The organism is Clostridium fallax (assembly GCF_900129365.1).
Classification (GTDB): Bacteria; Bacillota; Clostridia; order Clostridiales; family Clostridiaceae; genus Clostridium_AH; species Clostridium_AH fallax.
Window position 1 is genome coordinate 98,498 of record NZ_FQVM01000005.1, and the last position, 22,724, is coordinate 121,221.

At 28.3% G+C, this 22,724-nt stretch carries 18 protein-coding genes; 1 reads left to right on the forward strand and 17 read right to left on the reverse strand.

What is annotated here, in order from left to right:
• Position 1: 1 nt before the first annotated feature.
• The 12 genes from BUA70_RS04290 to BUA70_RS04345 form a co-directional block, all read right to left on the reverse strand.
• Entirely contained in the window at positions 2-604 is a 603-nt protein-coding gene (locus BUA70_RS04290; protein ID WP_072893714.1) for a chemotaxis protein CheC, read from the reverse strand.
• A 15-nt stretch (positions 605-619) separates the two neighbouring features.
• On the reverse strand, positions 620-2,641 hold the full coding sequence (locus BUA70_RS04295) for a chemotaxis protein CheA (protein ID WP_072893717.1): 2,022 nt from the start codon (positions 2,639-2,641) through the stop codon (positions 620-622).
• Between the two features lie 11 nt (positions 2,642-2,652).
• The gene (locus tag BUA70_RS04300) at positions 2,653-3,423 is read right to left on the reverse strand and encodes a CheR family methyltransferase (RefSeq protein ID WP_072893720.1); all 771 of its coding nucleotides are present in this window, start codon (positions 3,421-3,423) and stop codon (positions 2,653-2,655) included.
• A gap of 7 nt (positions 3,424-3,430) precedes the next feature.
• Positions 3,431-4,492: a protein-glutamate methylesterase/protein-glutamine glutaminase gene (locus BUA70_RS04305; protein WP_072893722.1), complete on the reverse strand. Its 1,062-nt coding sequence runs from the start codon at positions 4,490-4,492 to the stop codon at positions 3,431-3,433.
• 13 nt (positions 4,493-4,505) lie between these two features.
• Complete coding sequence (locus BUA70_RS04310) at positions 4,506-4,991, reverse strand: chemotaxis protein CheD (protein ID WP_072893726.1); 486 nt, start codon at positions 4,989-4,991, stop codon at positions 4,506-4,508.
• 10 nt (positions 4,992-5,001) lie between these two features.
• Positions 5,002-5,445 carry a chemotaxis protein CheW gene (locus BUA70_RS04315; RefSeq protein WP_072893730.1) on the reverse strand — a complete coding sequence of 148 codons (444 nt, stop codon included), beginning with the start codon at positions 5,443-5,445 and terminating at the stop codon, positions 5,002-5,004.
• Positions 5,446-5,458: 13 nt separating this feature from the next.
• Positions 5,459-7,366: a flagellar assembly protein A gene (locus tag BUA70_RS04320; protein ID WP_072893734.1), complete on the reverse strand. Its 1,908-nt coding sequence runs from the start codon at positions 7,364-7,366 to the stop codon at positions 5,459-5,461.
• A 183-nt stretch (positions 7,367-7,549) separates the two neighbouring features.
• Positions 7,550-8,194 (reverse strand): HAD-IB family hydrolase, encoded by a 645-nt coding sequence (locus tag BUA70_RS04325; protein ID WP_072893737.1) that lies wholly within the window; start codon positions 8,192-8,194, stop codon positions 7,550-7,552.
• A gap of 138 nt (positions 8,195-8,332) precedes the next feature.
• A complete protein-coding gene (locus tag BUA70_RS04330; protein ID WP_072893786.1) occupies positions 8,333-8,728 on the reverse strand; it encodes a DUF1292 domain-containing protein in 396 nt (131 codons plus the stop codon).
• A gap of 326 nt (positions 8,729-9,054) precedes the next feature.
• Positions 9,055-12,570 (reverse strand): pyruvate:ferredoxin (flavodoxin) oxidoreductase, encoded by a 3,516-nt coding sequence (nifJ, locus tag BUA70_RS04335; protein WP_072893789.1) that lies wholly within the window; start codon positions 12,568-12,570, stop codon positions 9,055-9,057.
• A 109-nt stretch (positions 12,571-12,679) separates the two neighbouring features.
• Complete coding sequence (locus tag BUA70_RS04340; protein ID WP_072893739.1) at positions 12,680-13,105, reverse strand: flavodoxin; 426 nt, start codon at positions 13,103-13,105, stop codon at positions 12,680-12,682.
• Between the two features lie 408 nt (positions 13,106-13,513).
• Entirely contained in the window at positions 13,514-14,587 is a 1,074-nt protein-coding gene (locus BUA70_RS04345) for an undecaprenyldiphospho-muramoylpentapeptide beta-N-acetylglucosaminyltransferase (protein WP_072893742.1), read from the reverse strand.
• Positions 14,588-14,824: 237 nt separating this feature from the next.
• On the opposite strand from BUA70_RS04345, the gene BUA70_RS04350 reads away from it, so the two are divergent.
• Positions 14,825-15,004: an alpha/beta-type small acid-soluble spore protein gene (locus BUA70_RS04350; protein ID WP_072893745.1), complete on the forward strand. Its 180-nt coding sequence runs from the start codon at positions 14,825-14,827 to the stop codon at positions 15,002-15,004.
• 255 nt (positions 15,005-15,259) lie between these two features.
• On the opposite strand, the gene BUA70_RS04355 is transcribed toward BUA70_RS04350, so the two are convergent.
• The 5 genes from BUA70_RS04355 to BUA70_RS04375 all read right to left on the reverse strand — a co-directional run bounded on the left by BUA70_RS04355 (position 15,260) and on the right by BUA70_RS04375 (position 22,703).
• Positions 15,260-16,012 (reverse strand): DUF5714 domain-containing protein, encoded by a 753-nt coding sequence (locus tag BUA70_RS04355; protein WP_083573454.1) that lies wholly within the window; start codon positions 16,010-16,012, stop codon positions 15,260-15,262.
• A 27-nt stretch (positions 16,013-16,039) separates the two neighbouring features.
• Complete coding sequence (gene recJ, locus BUA70_RS04360; RefSeq protein WP_072893748.1) at positions 16,040-17,815, reverse strand: single-stranded-DNA-specific exonuclease RecJ; 1,776 nt, start codon at positions 17,813-17,815, stop codon at positions 16,040-16,042.
• A 12-nt stretch (positions 17,816-17,827) separates the two neighbouring features.
• A complete protein-coding gene (locus BUA70_RS04365) occupies positions 17,828-19,048 on the reverse strand; it encodes a M16 family metallopeptidase (protein ID WP_072893751.1) in 1,221 nt (406 codons plus the stop codon).
• Between the two features lie 161 nt (positions 19,049-19,209).
• Positions 19,210-19,767, reverse strand: coding sequence for a DJ-1 family glyoxalase III (locus BUA70_RS04370; protein ID WP_072893754.1), 558 nt, complete (start codon positions 19,765-19,767; stop codon positions 19,210-19,212).
• Positions 19,768-19,778: 11 nt separating this feature from the next.
• Complete coding sequence (locus BUA70_RS04375; RefSeq protein ID WP_072893757.1) at positions 19,779-22,703, reverse strand: DNA topoisomerase IV subunit A; 2,925 nt, start codon at positions 22,701-22,703, stop codon at positions 19,779-19,781.
• Positions 22,704-22,724: the final 21 nt, after the last annotated feature.

The window sequence follows — 22,724 nt, forward strand, 5'->3', positions numbered from 1 at the left end:
TTTAAATAACACCTATTGAGTTAAATATTTTTTCTAAAGATCCTGGATTTGGAAGATAGTAAAAATATCCTCCAATCTTCTCTCGGTCTTCTCCTAATAGTGTTGTTTTTATTTCCAAAATATTTTCACTAAATTGTGCTACTTCTGCAAAAGTTGCACTTAATATAGAACTCATCATATCATATGCCAATGCCGGAACTGAAGGCATTATTGATAGATTTGTTAGCTTAGCTATAGAATTCATATATGCTGAAGAAATTATATTTCCAATTTCACAAAGCACTGATGATCCTATCTCTCCAAATTCTGCTCCTTTTTGGCCTGTTAATAATTCTATAATATTAAAGGCCTGTTCTTTTTCAAATATAAACAAAATATTTCCAGGAGCATCACCTAATACTCTAACTAACACACCAGCTACAATTTCATCTTCTGAAACAATATCAAAAAGTTGTTCAAAAGATATAACCTCAACTGCTGGCACAGTCATGTCAATTTTTTTATTTAACAACTGTGAAAGTGCTGTGGCAGCATTTCCTGCCCCTATGTTACTCACTTCTTTAAGAGCATCTAATTGAAGTAAATTTAGCTCACTACAATCCATAATTAACCTCCTAAATTAAATTAATGCTGCTATATCTAATATTAATGTTACTAACCCATCTCCTAGTATTGTAGCTCCAACATATTCCTTCATATTCTCTAAAGTTTTCCCTAAATGTTTTATAACTATTTCTTGTTGTCCTAATAATGAATTAACAAGAAGTCCTACCACTCTGTCTCCAACTTTTACAATTATAATAAAGCTTTTTCCACTATTATCACAGTCAATACCTAATTTTTCATTTAATCTTATTATAGGTATGACATTTCCCCTATAAACAATAACCTCTTTACCATTAGTTGACTTTATCTCTGCTTGATTAAAGTCTATAACTCTATCGATAAAACCTAATGAAATTGCAAAACTTTCCTCTCCAACCTTTACTAATAAAGCTTGTATTATTTGAAGTGTTAGCGGAAGCTTTATAATAAAACTTGATCCTTTTCCCATCTCACTATAAACATCCACAGTTCCACCTAGAGAAGCTATTTTAGTTTTAACAACATCCATTCCAACTCCTCTACCAGAAATATCTGTTACAACTTCATTTGTACTAAATCCTTGAGCAAATATTAAATTTTTAATATCATTCTCGCTCATTCCTTCAGTACTTATACCATTTTTCTCTGCTTTAGCCCTTACCTTTTCAACATCTATTCCAGCTCCATCATCTTTAACTTCAATTACAGCTTTAGTGCCTTCTTGGTAAGCTAAAAGTTTTATTGTTCCTACCTCTGATTTTCCACTTTCAATTCTCTTTTCTCTACTTTCTATACCATGATCAGCAGCATTTCTAAGAAGATGTATAAGTGGTTCCCCTATTTCATCTATAACTGTTCTATCTAGTTCTGTATCTTGTCCCTCTACTATAAAGTTAATTTCTTTATCTAATTCTAAAGATAAATCTCTTATCATTCTAGGAAATCTATTAAATACAACTTCTAAAGGTAACATTCTTATTTTCATAACAAGATCTTGTAAATCTGTAGTTGTTCTTGCTACTTGCTCTAAAGTTTCATTTAAATCTAATAGCTTATAATTACTACTTATTTGCTCTAGTCTTGTTCTATTGATAACTAATTCTGATACCATATTCATAAGTTTATCTAATCTTTCAAGATCAACTCTAACAGATTGGTGAACTTTTTTATGGTCTTTATTAACTTTGTTATTAGGTTTATTTTTTACCTTTTTATCTTCTGCTGGTTTTGTTGGCTTCTTTTCTTCTTGAAGTGAATCCTCTTTTTTCTCTTCTCCATTATTTAATTCGATTTCTATTACTGAAACTTTATCTACTTCAGAAATATTTAATAATTTTTCTTTAATTTCTTCTGTTTTTAGTGTTGTAAGAATAATAATTTCAATAATAAATTCAAAATTTTCATTTTCTAAATCTTCTGTTGTAGGATATGACTTTATTATTTCTCCATTTTGTTCAAGTTCTTGGAATATTAAAAAAGCCCTAGCAGATTTTAAAAGTGTATTAGGGCTTAACTCTATTTGTGCTTGTACAGCTTTAAACCCTTTTTCATTAGCTTGCGCTATTATACTTTTATCATACTCGTTAATATCTAATGCAGACTTTTCTATTCCTTTTACAGAAATAACTTCTTCCTTTTTTTCTTCTTTTTTCTCCTTCTTATTAGGAGCTAGTACTTCTCCGCTAGATATCTGCTCTAATGAGCTCATTATGTTATCAACATCTACTCCCTCATCATTGCCTTCTGATATATTATCTACCATTTTTTCAAGTGTGTCTAGACAATCAAATAATGTTGTTACAACATTTTGAGTAACCTGTAATTCACCTTCTCTAAACTTAGATAAAACATCTTCCATTTTATGAGTTAGCTCTGCCATTTTACTATAACCCATTGTTGCAGCCATACCTTTTATTGTATGAGCCACTCTAAAAATTTCATTTAATTTATCAACATCATGAGGATTCTGTTCTAGTGTTAATAATGAATCATTTAAAGTTTGTAAATTTTCTATAGATTCCTCTAAAAACATTGATAAATATTGAGATGTATCCATTTATTTCCCTCCTACACTTTTTTATATATAAAGGTGGACGCTTTTTCCAGCCCATATTCTTTATAATTATAAATACTTTCTGTGGCTCCTACAAAAAGCAAACCTCCCTTTTTAAGGGACTTTGTAAAATTACGGTAAATATTATCTTTTACATCACTATTAAAATATATAACCACATTTCTGCATATAATTATATCAAAATCACCTTCATATGAATTTAATATAAGATCGTGTTGTTTAAATTGCACCATTTTCTTTATAGAATCATCTATATAATACTTATCTCCTACTGTTTTAAAATACTTTTTTAAAGTTGAAGATAAAATATTTTTCATTTCTATATCTGTATAGATACCTTCTTTTGCTTTTTTTAGTGCTGTTTTATCTATATCTGTTGCAATTATAGTATGTTCATATAAAGAAGCTCCTTGCTCTTTTAAAAACATAGCTACTGAATAAGGTTCACAACCTATGGAACATGCAGCACTCCATATTTTCATTTTTTTGTTTTTATCTAAAAATTCATCTTTAACTATTTTTTCAAACTGATTAAATATATCAGGATTTCTATTAAATTCAGTAACATTTATAGTTATAAAGTCTAAAAATCTTTGTTTTATATTACTATCAGTTTTTATTTTAACTAAAAATTCATCTAAACTTTTTATACCTAATCTTCCCATCAAACTATCTATTCTTCTATGTAGTTGAGTAGGTTTATAGGCTGACAGATTTATTCCTAATTCCTTATAAATGCTTTTTTCAAAATCTTTTATATCCATATTTAATCTATCCTCTTCTTACTAGCTGGGCTAACCTTTTTCCTATTTCATTTAATGGTAAAACCTCATCTACTGCACCAGTTTCAAAAGTAGTTTTTGGCATTCCATATATTACACAAGTATCTTCATCTTGAGAAATTGTATATCCATTAAAGTTTTTTACCTCTACTGTACCAGATGCACCGTCTCTTCCCATACCAGTTAACACAACAGATATTAATTTATCACCATAAATTCTAGCTGCAGATTTAAAAAGTTTATCTGCTGCAGGTCTAACTCCCCATAAGGTAGGTTCTTTTGTTAGTATTATTCTATCCTTTGAACCTATTTCCATATGATATCCTCCCGGAGCTATATATACATGATTTTTTTCAATAATATCTTCGTGAATTGCTTCCGTAACCTTTAATTTACAAGTTCTATTTAGTCTATCAGCAAAGGCCTTAGTAAAACCTTGTGGCATATGTTGAACAATAAAAATAGGTACATCCATATTGCTTGGAAGACTTTCTATTACAGTATGTACAGCTTTTGGACCTCCTGTTGATGCGGCAATTACTATAGCCTTATATATATCATTACCTCTAATATTACTCCTATTTTCATCTCTTTTTAAAATGTTTCTATCCCTTGTAGTACCAACACTTTTTTCCAAAGTTTTGCTACCTGATAAGGAAATAGTTCTTATTTTATTTATTAAATCTAATTTTATTTTATCTATATCAAGAGAAATACTTCCTGATGGTTTTAAAATAAAATCTACTGCACCTTCTTGCAAGCACTCTAATGTTAATTTTGAATTATTTACAGTTACAGCACTAACCATTATTATTTTCTTATTTATACCTAATCTCTTCATTTCCCTTAATGTACTTAATCCATCCATTATGGGCATTTCTACATCCAAAGTAATAACATCTGGGTCATATGTGCTAAGTTTCTTTATTAATTCTTCTCCATTACGAGCACTAGCAACTACCTCTAATTCGTCATCTGCTTTTATCATATCAGAAATCATTTTTCTCATAAAAGCGGAATCGTCTACTACCATAACTTTAACTTTTTTCAATATTATCACTCCATTATAATTCCTTAATTCCTTGACCAATTATTTTTAGAGTTACTTTTCCGTCGCTTGTATCTACAGTCATAGTTCTTCCTTTAACTCCACCTAAATCTGATGCTACTATTGGTATATTTAATGCTTTTAAACTTTCTATTACAGCTTCACCATTTCTTTTTCCTATATCATTTATTATACTTTTATCAGAAAAATTAAACATCGAAGCACCACCGGCAATTTTTGCTTTTAATCTTCTTTTATTACATCCTATCTTTATAAGCTTATCTACTAATATGGGTATTGCTAAGTCTGCAAATTTATAAGGATTGGTAACTTCTTTAAATTGCTTAGAATTAGCTAACATTATATGTGCTAATCCAACAATTTTCTTCTCATAATCATATATAGCTATTCCTATACAGGAACCTAACCCAATAGTCATAATTTTATCAGGGAAATAGGCTATATTTAAATCTGCTATACCTACTTTTATATAACTTTCCATACCCTACACCTTATGCCATTTTTTCTTTTTCATCTTCAGTTAATACCTTTGATAGATCTAACCATATTACTATTTTATCTTCTAATCTTATTAATCCTTTTATATATCTTGTTGATATAGAACTTCCTACTGTTGGAGGTACCTCTATATCATCTAGATTAATATCAGTAACTTCGCATACATTATCCACAGTTACACCTAATTTAACATCATCATCTTTAATAACTATAATCTTACTGTCAGATGATATTTGGCTTTCAAAATTAAATTTTCTAGATAAACTTATTATTGGTAATATATTATTTTCATAATTTATTACTCCTTCTAAAAAATTAGGTACCTCAGGTAATACTGTTGGCTCTTCATAACCTAAAATTCTTTCAACTTGAATTATATCAGTTGCATAATACTCATTATTCAAGCTAAATATTAATATCTTTGCTTCTTTACTCACACCATACACTCCCTTATAATTTAAACTTGTCTAAAACAATTTCACCACTATTGTCTAGATAAACTTCTATTTTTTTAGATGGTTCATCTAAAATACATTCTCTTTCTCCTACTACAAATTTAGTATTAGCATAAGCTTTTTCAACCCAAATATGTCCTTTTTTTCCTACCTTAAGAGTTGTCTTTACCTGTCCAGTACTACCTACAATTTGACATTTAATCTCCTTTTCAGCAGATAGTATTCCTCCCCTTGCTACGCTTTCAGGATTTATGAAATATATGGAATTTCTTGCTAATAATTCTGATGTATACATTCCTTTTCCATTTATAATAATTGAATTTGAAGAAATAATTGTTGAATCTTGCACATAATTTAATTGTACATTAACCTCAAGATCAATATTTTTTTCTAATTCTTGTATTTTAGAATATATCTTATTAATAATTTCGTTCAATTCACTATAATGCTTTATGGAAATAGGAGCTAAACCTATTAATTTCTTTTTTATTAAATTAATAATATCTTCAAATTTACCTTTTTCTATAACATTAAAATTAATTAGCTTTATATAATATTTATTTACATTCTTAAATTTGTTCTCTAATAAAACTTTTATTATTTCTCCATCGGTTCTGTTTTGTCCAAGCAAACTATGATTTTTTATCTCTTCTACAGTTTCAATAAGACTCTTAATATTATTAGAGAATTTTCTTAAAACATCTATTTGCATAGATTTTCTAGCTTCTTTTCCACCAGCTTCTATATTTGAATTTAAAACATTTCCCTTTATAAAAATATCTCCTTTTGAAGTTATTTTAGCTGAGTCTATTCCTCCTTCTACAGATACATATCCTCCGGCATTTACTTCCATTCCTTCGCTGATGCTTCCTTTAATATCTATACCACCAATAAAATCAACATTACCTGTCTTCATATCTACATTAGAATTTACTTCGTAAACTTCTTCTACATAAAAACCATTATTTTTAAAATAAGGACGTCCTTTTTTAAGTGAAACAACTCTATTATCTTTAACTATACATCCTTTTAAAGCTATTAAACTTTTCTTTACCGCTTTTTTGTGAGGCAAAACCTTTCCAAAAATGTTCATTCCATCTTGACCATCTTGTCCTAATATTTTTTCTCCAATTATTTGCCCTACTTGAACGTTATTTATATTATTTCTTTTCCTAAAATCTATTTTTTCGTTTATATCAAAATTATCTCCAGTATTGTATAAAATGTTTATTTTATCGTTTATGCCGTCTATTTTTTCTTCGCCTTCTGCGATTAAAATTCTTTTAGACTCTTTAGCACTTATAAGTTCATCTATATTTTCTTCTTTTATTCCATATATTATCTTTTGATCATTTAAAAAATTAATTATTTCATCCTTAGTAAAAGCAGGTGGACACTCCTCTTTTGAAATCTCTGTTTCTATTTTTAATTCTTTTGAAAAGGATTTATCTTTTAACCTATAAGTAACCTTAGGAACATATCTTATTTCACCATAAGCTTTTATATTATTTTCATCTGTATCTATTGAAAAATTTCTTTTAGCTTCTATTTCTTCACAAGATACTGTTATTTGATCTTCTCCAGTTACATAAACCTTTTCTTCTTCTTTTATTATTTTTCCATTAACTATTAATATAACCTTTGATGTTGGAATTAAAGCTGCTTTTTGTCCTCCAAATAGTGGACTTTTAATATTTATTTTTCCATTTATAATCTCAGCTTCTCCATTTAGTTTATCAGCTTTTTCTTTATCTATTGAAAATTCTGCCTTAACCTTTTTCTTAAAAATACCTTTATTTTCCAGTACTTTGTAATTAATAACTTCCTTTGGTAAATTAAATTCTTTTACCGCTTGTTCAATACATTCTTCTATGTTATGTCCTTCATAAATAACCCTATCCATTTTCATTTCTCCTAAGCTTAATAATAATTATCTTTTTTAAATTATATCTTTTTATTTTTATCGTTTATTTCATGGAAATTCTTAATATTATTTCTAAAAATAATAACTTTTAGTTAATTTTTTATAAACATTAAGAAAAATTTTTTACATTATTTAAATTTAAAATTAAATATTTACAATAAATTAATTCCATTTTAAAATTTTAATCAAATTATTTTTTCCTCTATAATTTATAAGATAGGGATGGCCTACTAAATCAAAAAGCGGTTTGTCTGAAAGGGAGTCTGAAAACATATATGAATCTTTAAAATCAACTTTTATATTTTCTTTTTTTAATTCTTCCATAAGTCTTCTAACTTTCTCTTTACCCTTACAATTTTCTCCATCTATTTTTCTTAAAAAAACTTTATTATCATTGAATCTAAATTTCGTTCCTATTACTTTATCAACTTCTTTTATATTGTAAAGTTCTTTTAAATAAAACTCTGGAGACGCTGAAATTAGATATATCTTATATCCTTCAGATTTTAATTTTTTTATCATATCTACTCCATCTTTATAAAAAATTTTACTTAAAACTTTCTCATAATAGTCTTTAACTATTTCCTTAAGTTTATCTTCATCTATTTTATCTATAAACTTTAAAAAAGTTTCTTTAGTTTTTCTTTCATCAAAAATTTTTAATATAAACATAATTCCTGAAAAAGCAGCCCTAGGTAAGAACCTTATATTTTTTATATCTTTTCTTATCATAAATTTATAAAATTCCATAAGAGTTTCCTTTTTAGTTAAGGTAAAATCCACATCAAATATAGCTAATTTTTCCATTTAATTTTTTTCTCCTTTTTACATCACTTTTATTTTAAAAATACATTTTAAATTTTTACTAAATAATTTTTTCTTTTAATAAATAAAAGGGTATCTGATTTAAATCAAATACCCTTAAATTTGTATACTAAAATTTTATTACTCTGATAGTTGTTCCTCGTAATATTTAGTTACAGCTTGGAACTCTTCATCATCTGGAACAGCAAGACTTCCTTCTTCTCCTTCTGATCTGAATAAGTATACAGAACCATCTTGAGGATTTTGAACTAAAACATATTCTAATTCATTATACTCAAAAGCATCTATTACTTCACAGCTAACTATATTTCCATCTTCATCTTCTAAATCTACTACAAAAGTTTCATATTCATGGTCTCCGCAACCACATCCACATTCATGATCGTCATGAGAATGTTCTCCACATCCGCATCCACAGCTATGATCTTCGTGATTATGTTCTCCACATCCGCAAGTATTTTCGCCTTCATGATCTCCACAACCACAACCACATTTATTTAAATCTTTATCTGACATATAATCTCCACACATTTTACAATGTAATGTGAGGATTCACCTCCCTTAATAAAATTTAGTTATGTATTAATTGTAACCTTAATTCCATAATATTAAAAGGTTTTTTTATTAAATATTAAATACTTTTTTTAAATATATTAAATATAAGTACAAAATATCAGTACTACATAAATAAAGCATTATAATTTAGAAAATATACAAAAAAATAACTTAATAAAAAAATTATAAAAATAATATAAATATGAGTTCTACTTTTACTATTTTATAAAATATAAAAGGCTGAATATCATATGATATTCAGCCTAAATATACAATCTAAATTAAGATTATTGATTAGCTAACTTCTTGTAGTTTTCTAATCTTTCCATTGCATCCTTATGAGTCTTTTCAAATAAAGCCTCAGCAGCTTCTGGGAATGCCTTAGCAAGTGAAGCATATCTAACTTCTCCCATTAAGAATTCTCTGAAGTCTCCCTTAGGTTCTTTTGAATCTAATGAGAATGGGTTCTTTCCAGCATCTTTAAGTTCTGGATTAAATCTATACATTGCCCAGTATCCACATTCAACAGCATTCTTAGCTTCTAATTGAGTTTTACCCATTCCAGCTTTAATTCCGTGGTTGATACATGGAGCGTAAGCTATAATTAATGATGGTCCTTTGTAAGCTTCTGCTTCTGCTATAGCTTTAAGAGTTTGGTTCTTATCTGCACCCATTGAAATTTGAGCAACATATACATAACCATAGCTCATAGCCATCATTCCAAGGTCTTTCTTCTTAGTTCTCTTACCACTTGCAGCAAATTTAGCTATTGCAGCAGTTGGAGTAGATTTAGAAGCTTGACCACCAGTATTTGAGTAAACTTCTGTATCAAATACAAATATGTTTACATCTTCTCCTGATGCAAGAACATGGTCAACACCGCCGTATCCGATGTCGTAAGCCCAACCGTCTCCACCGAAGATCCATTGTGATCTCTTAACTAAGTAATCTTTATCCTTTAAGATTTCCTTAGCTAATTCATTGTTTTCTTTTTCTAGTGCAGCAACTAATTTATCTGCTCTATCTCTAGTTCCTTCACCATTGTTCATATTTTCTAACCAATCATTTAAAGCAACCTTAGTTTCTTCTGATACACCTGATTCTAAAGCTCTCTTAGCAGTTTCAGCTATTCTATCTCTTACAGCTTTAACTCCTAAGAACATACCTAAACCATACTCAGCATTATCTTCAAATAATGAGTTAGCCCAAGCTGGACCATATCCTTTATGGTTCTTAGTGTATGGAGTTGAAGGTGCTGATCCACCCCAGATTGATGAACATCCAGTAGCATTAGCTATCATCATTCTGTCACCAAATAATTGAGTTATAAGTTTTGCATATGGAGTTTCTCCACATCCAGCACAAGCACCTGAGAACTCAAATAATGGTTTTTCAAATTGGCTACCTTTAACTGTTTTCTTATTCATTGGGTTAGCTTTTGGTGAAACTTCGTCTATAGCATAATCCCAAGGTTTTATTTGATCGTGTTGAGTTTCTTGTAACTTCATAACTAAAGCTTTGTTTGGAGCTGGACATACTTGAACACAGTTTCCACAACCAGCACAATCAAGTGGGCTTACAGCTATACTGAAGAATAATGGTTCTTCTGATTTTATACCCTTAGCTGGAACAGCCTTAGTTCCTTCAGGAGCATTATTCTTTTCTGCTTCGTTGTATAATACTGGTCTTATTGTAGCATGTGGACAAACAAATGAACATTGGTTACATTGAATACAGTTTTCTGATATCCATTCTGGAACCTTTATAGCTATACCTCTTTTTTCGTAAGCAGCTGTTCCATTTTCAAATGTACCATCTTCCATTCCAACGAAAGTACTTACAGGAAGTTTATCTCCTTCTTGTCTGTTCATTGGTTCAACTATCTTAGTTATGAATTCTGGTTTATCGCAGTTGCATTCTTTAGCTTCATCTTTTGCATTAGCCCATGCAGCTGGAACTTTTATCTCAACGATTGATTCTATTCCCTTATCTATAGCTGCGTGGTTCATGTCAACAACGTTTTGACCTTTTTTACCGTATGATTTAACAACAGCATCTTTTAAGTACTTAGCAGCATCTTCTATTGGAATGATGTTAGCTAATTTAAAGAATGCAGCTTGCATTATCATGTTGATTCTTCCACCTAGTCCAATTTCAGAAGCTATCTTAACAGCATTTAAAGTATAGAACTTAATGTTATTTTCAGCTATAAACTTCTTATATGATGCTGGTAATTTTTCTTCTATTTCTTCTGGTGTCCATAATGTATTTAATAAGAATGTACCATTCTTCTTTAATCCTTCTAATACATTATACTTATAAACATATGATTGATTATGACAAGCAACGAAATCAGCTTTGTTTATTAAGTAAGGTGATTTAATTGGCTTCTTACCAAATCTTAAGTGAGAAACTGTTATTCCACCTGATTTCTTTGAGTCATATGCAAAATAACCTTGAGCATACATATCAGTATGGTCTCCGATTATCTTTATAGCACTCTTGTTTGCTCCAACAGTACCGTCTGATCCTAATCCCCAGAACTTACAAGCTTTAGTTCCTTCTGGTGTAGTATCAACGTCTTCTTTAACTTCTGGAAGTGATGTATTTGTAACATCATCAACAATTGCTATAGTAAATCCATTCTTAGGATTACTTTCTTTTAAGTTATTGTATACACTTATTAAGTGAGTTGGAAGTGTGTCTTTTGAACCTAATCCGTATCTTCCGCCTACTATAACTGGTTGTTCTTCTGATCCGTAGAATGCATTTTGTACATCTAAGAATAGAGGTTCTCCAGCTGAACCTGGTTCTTTAGTTCTATCTAAAACTGCTATTCTCTTAGCAGTTGCAGGTATTGCTTTCTTTAATAATTCATTTGAGAAAGGTCTGAATAGTCTTACTTTAACGACACCAACTTTTTCTCCCTTAGCATTTAAGTAATCAACAGTTTCTTCTAAAGCATCTGTTATTGAACCCATTGCTATAACAACTCTATCAGCATCTTTTGCTCCATAGTAGTCGAAACAGTGATATTCTCTTCCAGTTAATTTAGTTATTTCAGCCATGTAGCTTTCAACCATTGCTGGAACTGCTTCATAATACTTATTAACAACTTCTCTTTCTTGGAAGTATATATCAGGATTTTGAGCAGTACCCCTAGTTACTGGGTGATCTGGGTTTAAAGCTCTTCTTCTGAATGCTTCAACTGCATCCATATCTACTAATTTAGCTAATTCATCATATTCTAAAACTTCAACCTTTTGAATTTCGTGTGAAGTTCTAAAACCATCAAAGAAGTTTACAAATGGAACTCTTGATTTTATAGCTGTTAAGTGAGCTACAGCTGATAAATCCATAACTTCTTGAACTGAACCTTCAGCAAGCATTGCAAAACCTGTTTGTCTTGCTGCCATAACGTCTTGATGATCTCCAAATATATTTAATGAGCTAGTAGCTAGTGATCTAGCTGATACATGGAATACTCCTGGAAGTAATTCACCTGATATTTTGTACATATTTGGTATCATTAATAATAAACCTTGTGATGCTGTGTAAGTTGTTGTTAATGCTCCACCTTGTAGTGATCCATGAACTGCACCAGCAGCACCTGCTTCTGATTGCATCTCCATAACTTGCACTTGTTGACCAAATATATTTTTTCTTCCTTGTGCAACCCACTCATCAACGTGTTCTGCCATTGGTGATGATGGTGTAATTGGATATATAGCTGCAACATCAGTAAATGCGTATGAAATATGAGCAGCAGCAGTATTACCATCCATAGTCTTCATCTTTCTCATTGCCATCGTGTTGACCCCTCTTTCATTAAATCTATTAATTTTTTTAAATAGAATATATTTAAGTATATTTCTAAAAACTTAATATGTTAGAAATATAAATTAAGCTTTTTTATCTTGTAAGTAGTTCTGCTAATTCTTTTGCTTTTTGCAATTGTTCCTCTGTAGGTGATTCTTTAACTGCTAAGCTTCCAATAACATCAAATCCATAATCCTTCATTCGTTCAACCCATTCTTCCATGAATTTTCCGTCATCCCAACCATAAGATCCAAATAAAATTATTTTTTTGTTTTCCACAGGTAATAATTTAAATTGGCTTATAAAAGGTTCCATATCATGCTGTTCTATTCTATTATTATCCATAGACGGACTTCCAAAAGCAACTGCGTCAGCCTCTAGGACATCTTCAACCTTTGCATCAGTAACATGTTTTATAATAGCTTTTGCACCTAAAGACTCTATTTTTTCTCCTATAGCGCTTGCTAATACTTCAACATTACCACCATTGCTCCAATAAATTACTGATATTTTTTTCATATAAAAAGCACCTCTCTACTTGTTAATAATTTAACATAACCCTATTTTTTGCCATTGGTTTTTACAGTAACTACATATTTATTATACCCCATGAATTTTTTTTTGCAAGTTTCATATATACGCTATTTCTCCAAATTCCTCTATTTTTTTAACATTATATATAATACATTTAAATATTTTAGCTCATTTTAGTTTTTATATATTCTTTACAAACCCTATATATCTTTACATTATTAGAATTTTCTCAAAATTGCTCCTTTTTTCTATATACTTTATTTTCTTGAAATCACCTTCTAATCCTGCTATCTAATTCTATAAAATAAAAAGAAAATAGCTATATAACTATATAATTAAATGATATATAGTTAACAAGCTATTTTAACCCTTATAATTTATAAAAACCTTATACTATTTTCTTATGGAATTTAATATTACATTTATGATATTATCGACTCCATTTCTACTTTTACTATTCTCCATATTTTTTATAAACTTTTCTTTATTATCTTTTAAATATTTTATTTTAGTCATAAAATCAGCATCAGTAAGATTTTCTTCTTCTATAACAATGCTATATCCACTTTTTTCAAAGGATTTTGCATTAAGAACTTGGTCTCCTCTTGATGCCTTTTTAGAAAGAGGAATCAAAATATTAGGCTTTTTTAGTGCTAAGATTTCAAATATAGAATTAGCCCCTGCTCTTGATACTAAGTAATCAGCTGCGTTTATTACATCTGGTAATTCTTCTCTTAAATATTCAAATTGTCTATACCCTTTAATGTTTTTTAAGTTTTTATCTAAATTTCCTTTACCGCAAAGATGGACTATATTAAATTTTAATAGTAGTTCTTTCAAATTATTTCTTATAGTATCATTTATTATTTTTGATCCTAAGCTTCCACCCATTACGAGAATAATATCTTTTTCCGTTTCAAAATTTAAAAATCTTCTACCATTATTTTTATTTCCTTCAAATAAACTTTCCCTAATTGGAGTACCTGTAACAATTCCTTTATTCCCCTTTACAAGTTTCACACTTTCAGGAAAAGTTACACAAAGCTTATTACAAAAAGGTGATGCTAATTTATTTGCAAGTCCAGGAGTCATATCAGATTCATGAGATACCACTGGAATATTTCTCATTGATGCTGCAATAACTACTGGAACTGTTACAAAACCACCTTTTGAAAAAATTACATCTGGTTTTTCTCTTCCTAATATTAAAAAAGCATCGCAAACACCTTTCATTACTTTAAAAGGATCTGTAAAATTTTTTATATCAAAATATCTTCTAAGTTTTCCTGATGATATTGAATAATATTCTATACCTTCTTTTTTTATTATATCCTTTTCTATTCCATCCTTACTTCCTATATACTTTATTTCAAACCCTGCCTTTTTAAGCTTAGGTACTAAAGCCAAATTTGGTGTAACATGACCAGCTGAACCTCCACCAGTCATTATTATTTTATATCTATTCAAACTAAACATCCCCTTTATAAAAATCAATAATTTTATTTATATAATTATAACTTATTTTCTATAAAAATTATCTTATATTATCAAACACATTTAATTATATTCTAAATATTATTTTTTTTGCAATGGAATTATTATTAAAGAGGATTATTTTTCTATATCGTCCATCAATTATATAAAATAAAATTTATTTAAAAGGACAATATAATATTACAAAAATAATTAAGGAGGTGCTTAAAAATGGCACAAAAATTAGTACCAGAAGCTAAGAATGGATTATCAAAATTCAAAATGGAAATCGCAAAAGAAATGGGAGTTCCATTTACAGATTATAATGGAGAATTAAGCTCAAAACAATGCGGTAGCGTTGGTGGAGAAATGGTTAAAAGAATGGTTGAGCAATACGAAAAAGGACTATAATATTTATATTCCTTTCTATAATTAAACTAAATTTATATAATTATATTTAAGAAGATAAAATCTATATAAATATATTAATATATTTATACAATTAAGACTTCTTAAAAAGTAAAATATTATTTTAAGAGTAAAGGGAGCATCTTAAAATGAATTTTATCATTAAAAGATGCTCTCTTTTATTTAATATATTTTTTTAATAAATAAACAAACCATAAAATTTTTAATTTATAAGGACTTTAATTTAATATGTAAAACTTATTTATTTCCTATCTTGTTATCACTATTTGATAAATTATATTCACATCTATTGCCGATACATTGCTTATTATATTTTGAATATCCACAAAATATTTTATCTGACTTTCCAATTAAAGTTATACTAAAATTTTCTTCTAAAAATTTATTAGTTTCTGTTATTGCTGTATAAACAGATCTTTTGCAGCAACGTGGGCCACCCATCTTTGCTAAATGAATTAAAATCCTACCAGTTATTTCATTACACTTAGCCCAACTATCTTCTGAAAGAGGTGTAGATTCTGTCATTATACTCATAAATATGCCTGCCCCTACTGCTGCACCACAATTTCCATAATATCCACAAGAACCACCTGGAATTGTCATTGCTCTAGTTTTAGCAATAGCTATCTTTCCCTTTTTCTTTTCTTTTTCACCTATTCTATTAAAATAACTACACAATAAAGCTGCTGGAACTAAAAAATGATGTTCTGGTCCATGCATATTTATTTTTTTATTATTCATTAAATTTTCGCAAATATCTAATGGATTTAATTCATCACTATTTACACAGTATTCTTCTATTAAAGAATATCCATCTTTTCCATGACATTTATCACAAACAAAATGTCCATTTTTACAGGAAACATTAGTTATAAATTCTTTTTTACAATAATAACAAACTGCAATTTCATTATTCTGCTTATAAACCAATTCCTCTCCACATACCATACAATCCATATTAGGTTTGTTTTTTAATTTTATTATTTCCATAATAATTCTCTCCCTTATAAATAGTAACTATAACCTTAAGTTTTTAACTACAAGTTGAATATTCCTATTTCCATTAAATTCATTAATTTGAGGATAAAATATAAAATCCATATAGAAACTACAATAACTAGTATTTATAATTTCATTAAACCTCTCTTCTCCAAATTTTTCAATATATAAATTTTTAAAACTTTGGAATCTATCAAAGGAAATACAATCTATATAATTATTACTATCATTTATTTTACATCTAAACTTTACTATATTTTTTTCTTTTCCTAAAAGCCAAACTCTTTTAACCTCTACACCTTTTGCTCCAAATATAGGTGATGGGTTTCCTTTACCAAAAGGTTCTAATAAATTTATAAACTTTATTAAATTTTCATCTATGTTTTTTAATGATAAAGGTAAATCTATTCTTATCTTATACATTAAATCCTCTTCTGTTAAAGTACAATTATCTAAAAGCTTCTTTCTTAATTTTTCAATAGCATTTTTCTCTAGAGAAAGTCCTGCTGCCATAGGATGCCCACCAAACTTACTCATAAGATCTTTGCATTTTGATAGTTCATAAAACATATCATATTCTTCAATAGATCTACCAGATCCTTTAGGCATATCCTTTCCCTTAGTTATCACTATAGAAGGCACATTATATCTTTCTCTAATTCTTCCTGCTACTATCCCTGCAATACTTTCATGAACATAATCATTATATATTAGAAGAACCTTATCTTCTTCCATTTTATTTCTTTCTATTTGTTCAATTATTTGTTCTACACTTTCCGTAGTTAAATCCTGTCTTTTTTTATTAAGTTCATAAAGCTCTTTTGCAAGATTTTCTGCCTTATTTTCATCTTGTGTTATTAAAAGCTCAACAGATAAATCTGCTGTTTCAAGTCTACCAGTTGCATTTATACAAGGTCCTATAACAAATCCTAAATGATATGCAGATATTTTTTTATTGGCTAAATTTGTAGCTTTTATTAAAGCTTTTAATCCTAAATTTTCAGTAGAATTAATTAACTTTAGACCTTCTTTTACAATAATTCTATTTTCATCTATCAAGTCAACTACATCACATACTGTTGCTATAGCACAATATTCTATAAGCTTAGTCCATTTTTCTTTAGGAGTTTTTAATCTATCAAAAAGACACTTAGAAAACTTTAAGGCTACTCCAGCTCCACAAATCTTTTTAAAAGGATAACCGCAATCTTTTCTTTTAGGATTTATAATTGCATCTCCATTAGGAATAAAAAATTCCTTCTCTCCCTCTTCATTTTCTTTAAAAGGAATATCATGATGATCTGTAATAACTACTTGAAACCCCAATTCTTTGGCATAATTTATTTCATCAAAGGCAGCAATACCATTATCACAAGTTATTATAACTTCATATCCCTCTTCTTTTAAAATTTTTATTCTATTACTATTCATTCCATAGCCTTCATCTTCTCTATTAGGAATATAATAGTTAAAATTAGCTCCACACTCTTTTAAAGTTTTATATAAAATTACAGTACTTATAACTCCATCACAATCATAATCACCATAGATTATAATTTTCTTTTTTAATTTTATAGCCTCTTCTATTATAGAGATACCTTTATCCATATCCTTCATCATATTTCCAGAATATAAGTCCTCTATATCTCCAAACAAAAATCTTTTAACGTCTTTTTCTTCCTCTATACCCCTATTAACAAGAAGTCTTGCAATAAAAGGTGAAATATTACATTTCTCTACTATTCTTTTTATTTTCTTTTCACTTTTCCCTATAAGTAACCATTTTTCCTTCATTAGTTACCACCTTTACTTTAAAATTTGTATTGTATCTTCTTTTAAAATCTTATTAATTGTTTTTTCTACTAAATCTATATCTACAAAAATCTTTTCTAATAGTTCATCTTCTAGTATAGAACAATCACTATACATTATTTCATATATAGTTAATCTATTAGCTAATACTATACTCTTTTCTAAATCTAATGCTCTTTTTAATTTTAATCTTTTTTTCAGTAAATTAAAATTTTCATGGGAAATTATTTTAGAAAACTCTAGGCTCTCCCTCTTTACCCTTTTTATTAAGTGAGAGACCTTTAAAATATTTTCTTTACTAGAACTACAATATATTATAAATTCTTTTATTCCTTTTTCATTTTTTATATAACTACCTACATCATAAGCTAAACCATTTTTGCTTCTTATCTCATCATAAAGCTTTGAGCTAACTCCTTCTCCAAACCACATATTAAATAATTTTAGAGCCTCTATTTCTTCAATATTTAAATGAGATATATCATATACAAATATAATTTTTGAACCTTTAAATCCTAAAATTTCTTTTTCAAAAGTTCCTTTCTTGTTATCTTCGTATGTAATGTTTAGAGGTAGCTTTTTATTTACCTTTTTTGTAATCTTACCAAAGACTTCATATATTTTATCATAAACATCTTCTAAAGGAATAGAAGTTACAACAGACACTACTAAATTAGTTGATATATAAAATTCATTATAAAATCTTTTTAATTCATCTATAGTGATATTTTTTATACTTTCTTCAGTTCCTATTATTATTTCCTTAATTCTTCTTTTTGAAAAGGAATTATAAAAAACTTCATCTTCACATAATTGATCTAAATCTTCTTTCCATTCTCTACACTCTTCTAATATAACAGAAATTTCTTCTTTAAATCCTGTTTCTTTTAATGAAGGATTTAGTATTATATCTCCATAAAGTCTTAATCCCTCATAAAAATCATCATTAGTAATTGTTCCATAATAAATAACATATGGAAAATTAGTCATTGCATTATTAAATCCAAAAAGTCTATCACAATCCTTATTTATTTCATCTTCACTTTTAGTTTTTGTTCCCTTAAAAACCATATGTTCTAAGGCATGGGCAACACCTAAATTATATCCATCTTCACTATTTGCTCCAGCCTCTAATCCTATTGAAAAAGAGGTTATCTCTCCTTCTCTATATTTATATATAAATCTAACTCCGTTATCTAAAACAAATTTTTTCATATTTTTCTCCTAATAAAATTATTCTTTTTATAAATTTATATAATAAAAGACTATTTAAATATATACCCTTTAAAATATTATAACTTAAAAAAGAAGTATCTCTTGATGAAACCTCAGCAAAAGACACTTCTTATTATATTACAAATTAATTTATTTAGTAATTATTTTATTAAATCCTTAACTAACATACCTTCATATAAATTTTCTGCTTCTCTTTTATATCCAAAGTAATTTAAAATTTCATAAGCAAAAAGCATAGCAGTAGCTGGTCCCCTAGATGTTATTATATTTCCATCTCTGACTACTAAATCTTCTTTATATAAACAATTTCCTAGTTGTTCTTCAAATCCTGGATAAGAAGTTATAGCCTTACCTTCTGTTAATCCTGCTTCACTTAAAACTATAGGAGCTGCACAAATAGCAGCTATAAGTTTATCTTTCTTATTATAATCTCTAATTAAATTCAATACTTTTTCACTATCTCTTAAATTAGTAGCTCCTGGAAGACCTCCTGGTAAAATTACGCCATCATAATCTTTAACAGATTCATTATCAATAGAAATGTCTGCTATTACTTTAATATCATGAGTTCCTCTAACCTCTTTTTCTTCTAATGTACACATACTACATTTTACATTAGCTCTTCTAAGAATATCTACTACAGTAAGAGCCTCAATTTCTTCAAAACCATCAGCTAACATTACTAATAATTTTTTCATTTCAATCCCTCCTATGTTAAAACAACTTCCTTTACATAGTCATCCATGATAAGTACTATTAAACTATTTCCTCTTCCAGCTCTATTTTGAAGCTTTATATTATTTATATAAGTTTCTTTAATATCCTCATTTTTAGATATTAAAATCAATTTTTCATATCCATCATAGGTAGCTGCAATTTCATTACCTTCATTATACTCTTTATTAAAGAATACAGAAATAACATTTCCGTAAACAACCTCATCTTCATCTTTTAAAGATATTCCTGTAACTCCAGATGCAACTCTTCCCATAGGATTTACATTTTCACTTTCAAATTTTATTCCCATACCTTTTTTAGTTACTATAACTATGTGATTTTTCTCTTTAGAAGAATACTCTATAGATACTAAAATATCATCTTCTGTTTTGAATCTATAGGCCATTTGATTATTATAGCTTCCTTCAAAATCTTTCATCATAGTTTTTTTAATTAAACCATTTTTAGTAAAGAAATATATATAGTTATCTTCATTAAATGATTTTTCACTAACTACTAAAAGTATTTCCTCATCCTTTTTAAATCCATCAACAAAATTAGAAATATCTAAAGGTTCTTTGATATTTTGAGCCATAAAGGAAGGAAATTTGTAAACATTCCCCTTATTTGAGAAGGCTAAAATAAATTCTCCTGAACTTGTTCTAACTTTATTATAAGAATCGGAACTTAATCTTGAATAAATTTTTACCTTTCCTTTTCTACTAACTCCTAAAATAAATTCTTCATATTTGTATTCATCTTTAAATTCTATATTAACTATTTCATCTTCTGATGTAAGATTGCAAATTTCTGTTCCTAATATATTTCTATCTACTATATCAAGTTTAGGTTCTTCTATATAAAACTCTATATTCTTTTTAGTTTTTACATATATGAATTTTTCTTCTTCATTAACATCTATAAATCTTACATATAAAAGCTTATCGGAATCTTTAAGCTTTAATGCCATAAGCTTTGTATACCCTGTTATAAACTTATCTAAAGAAGTCTTTTTTATAAATCCCTTTTTAGTTATAAATTGAAAAGCTTTATTTGGAGTAAAGTTTTCTATTGACTGTACTGATATAATTTTTTCATCTTCAAGGTTTAAGCCTCTTATTAGACTATCAATTCTTTCTCCTTTTTCTTTCCAACGACATTCTGGTATTGAATTTCCTTTTATTTGATACATATTACCTTTATCAGTAAAAATAACTATAGTATCTTTGGTATTAGACTTAAATAAATACTTTAAGGAATCTCCTTCCCTATACTCAATATCTGAAGCATCTGAATTAGATCTATTATAACTTTTAATTGGAGTTCTTTTTATAAACCCTTCTTCTGATAATGTAACCATTATATCTTCTACTACTATAAGTTCTTCTAGATTTATTTTAGCCTCTGACTCATCTTCTACTATATCAGTTCTTCTAGGTGAAAAATACTTATCTTTTATTTCTATAAGTTCTGTTTTTATTACCTTTAATAATTCTTTTTCACTTTCTAGAATCTTTTTAAGTCTTTTTATAGTTTTTTCTAATTCCTTATATTCTTTTTTAAATACATTTATTTCAAGACCTGTTAATCTATAAAGCATAAGTTCTAATATAGCTTCTGCTTGTATACTAGTAAACTGAAATTTATTAATAAGCTTTTCTGCCGCCTCTTTTTTAGACTTGGAAGCTCTAATTTCTGCAATTATCTCATCTATTATATCTATAGCTTTTATAAATCCTTCAACTACATGAAATCTTTTTTCTGCTATATCTAACTCTCTTTTAGTTCTTCTTGTTATAACATCCTTTTGATGATTAACATAATGACCTATTATAGTTTTTAAACCCATAGTTTCTGGTTTACCTTCTGCTAAAGCCACCATATTAAAACTTATATTACATTGAAGGTCTGTCTTTTTAAATAAATATTTTAAAACTTTATCTGCAGTCTCTTCATCTACTGACTTTTTAAATTCAATTACTGCTCTTATACCAGTTCTATCTGACTCATCTCTAATATCTGTTATAGACTCTAAAGCCTTTGAATGTCTTTTATCTCCTGTCATTTCTGATATAGTTTGAAGAAGTCTTGCCTTATTTCTTCTATATGGAAACTCTGTGATAACAATTCCGAGCCTTCCATTTTCTAATCTTTCAATGGAAGTTTTAGCTCTTAAAGTTACCTTTCCTTCCCCTGTTTCATAGGCAGAAATTAAAGAATTTTTACCTATTATAACTCCACCTGTTGGTAAATCTGGAGCCTTTATATAATTCATAAGTTCTTTAGTTGTAATCTCTGGATTATCTATATAAGCTAAAGTACCATCACAAACTTCTCCTAAATTATGAGGTGGAATATTAGTTGCTAATCCAACAGCTATCCCAAAAGCTCCATTTACTAATAAATTAGGATATCTTGCTGGTAATACCTTAGGTTCTACATCACTATCTGAGTAGTTTGAAACCATATCAACTACTCCTTTTTCTATATCCTTAAGCATCTCCATAGATATATTAGAAAGCCTTGCTTCTGTATATCTCATGGCTGCGGCTCCATCTCCATCTATTGATCCCCAGTTACCATGTCCATCAATTAAAGGTTCTCTTGTTGAAAAGTTTTGAGCTAAAATAACCATGGCATCATAAACTGATGAATCTCCATGAGGATGGAATTTACCTAATATATCTCCAACTATTCTTGCTGATTTATAATAAGGCTTATCTGGAAATGCCTTAAGCATATAAGCACCATATAATATTCTTCTATGAACTGGTTTTAGTCCATCTCTAACATCTGGAAGAGCTCTTTCCTTCGCAACCTCCACAGCATATGGAAGGTAATTTTCAGGCATCGCTTCTTCTAGAGGTACTCTTATTATATTGTTGTCCTTTGGAATAATATTATTTTTTTTTGCCATACCTGCTACTCCAATCTTTTT

Bases quoted from the DNA above. Each gene is read 5' to 3' on its own strand.
- BUA70_RS04290 (WP_072893714.1), bottom strand. From the start codon at position 604: ATGGATTGTAGTGAGCTAAATTTACTTCAATTAGATGCTCTTAAAGAA.
- BUA70_RS04325 (WP_072893737.1), bottom strand. From the start codon at position 8,194: ATGGAAAAATTAGCTATATTTGATGTGGATTTTACCTTAACTAAAAAG.
- BUA70_RS04370 (WP_072893754.1), bottom strand. From the start codon at position 19,767: ATGAAAAAATTATTAGTAATGTTAGCTGATGGTTTTGAAGAAATTGAG.
- BUA70_RS04355 (WP_083573454.1), bottom strand. From the start codon at position 16,012: ATGGAAATAATAAAATTAAAAAACAAACCTAATATGGATTGTATGGTA.
- BUA70_RS04365 (WP_072893751.1), bottom strand. From the start codon at position 19,048: ATGAAAAAATTTGTTTTAGATAACGGAGTTAGATTTATATATAAATAT.
- BUA70_RS04340 (WP_072893739.1), bottom strand. From the start codon at position 13,105: ATGAAAAAAATATCAGTAATTTATTGGAGCAATGGTGGTAATGTTGAA.
- nifJ (WP_072893789.1), bottom strand. From the start codon at position 12,570: ATGAGAAAGATGAAGACTATGGATGGTAATACTGCTGCTGCTCATATT.
- BUA70_RS04295 (WP_072893717.1), bottom strand. From the start codon at position 2,641: ATGGATACATCTCAATATTTATCAATGTTTTTAGAGGAATCTATAGAA.
- BUA70_RS04375 (WP_072893757.1), bottom strand. From the start codon at position 22,703: ATGGCAAAAAAAAATAATATTATTCCAAAGGACAACAATATAATAAGA.
- BUA70_RS04350 (WP_072893745.1), top strand. From the start codon at position 14,825: ATGGCACAAAAATTAGTACCAGAAGCTAAGAATGGATTATCAAAATTC.
- BUA70_RS04320 (WP_072893734.1), bottom strand. From the start codon at position 7,366: ATGGATAGGGTTATTTATGAAGGACATAACATAGAAGAATGTATTGAA.
- recJ (WP_072893748.1), bottom strand. From the start codon at position 17,815: ATGAAGGAAAAATGGTTACTTATAGGGAAAAGTGAAAAGAAAATAAAA.
- BUA70_RS04300 (WP_072893720.1), bottom strand. From the start codon at position 3,423: ATGGATATAAAAGATTTTGAAAAAAGCATTTATAAGGAATTAGGAATA.
- BUA70_RS04310 (WP_072893726.1), bottom strand. From the start codon at position 4,991: ATGGAAAGTTATATAAAAGTAGGTATAGCAGATTTAAATATAGCCTAT.
- BUA70_RS04330 (WP_072893786.1), bottom strand. From the start codon at position 8,728: ATGTCAGATAAAGATTTAAATAAATGTGGTTGTGGTTGTGGAGATCAT.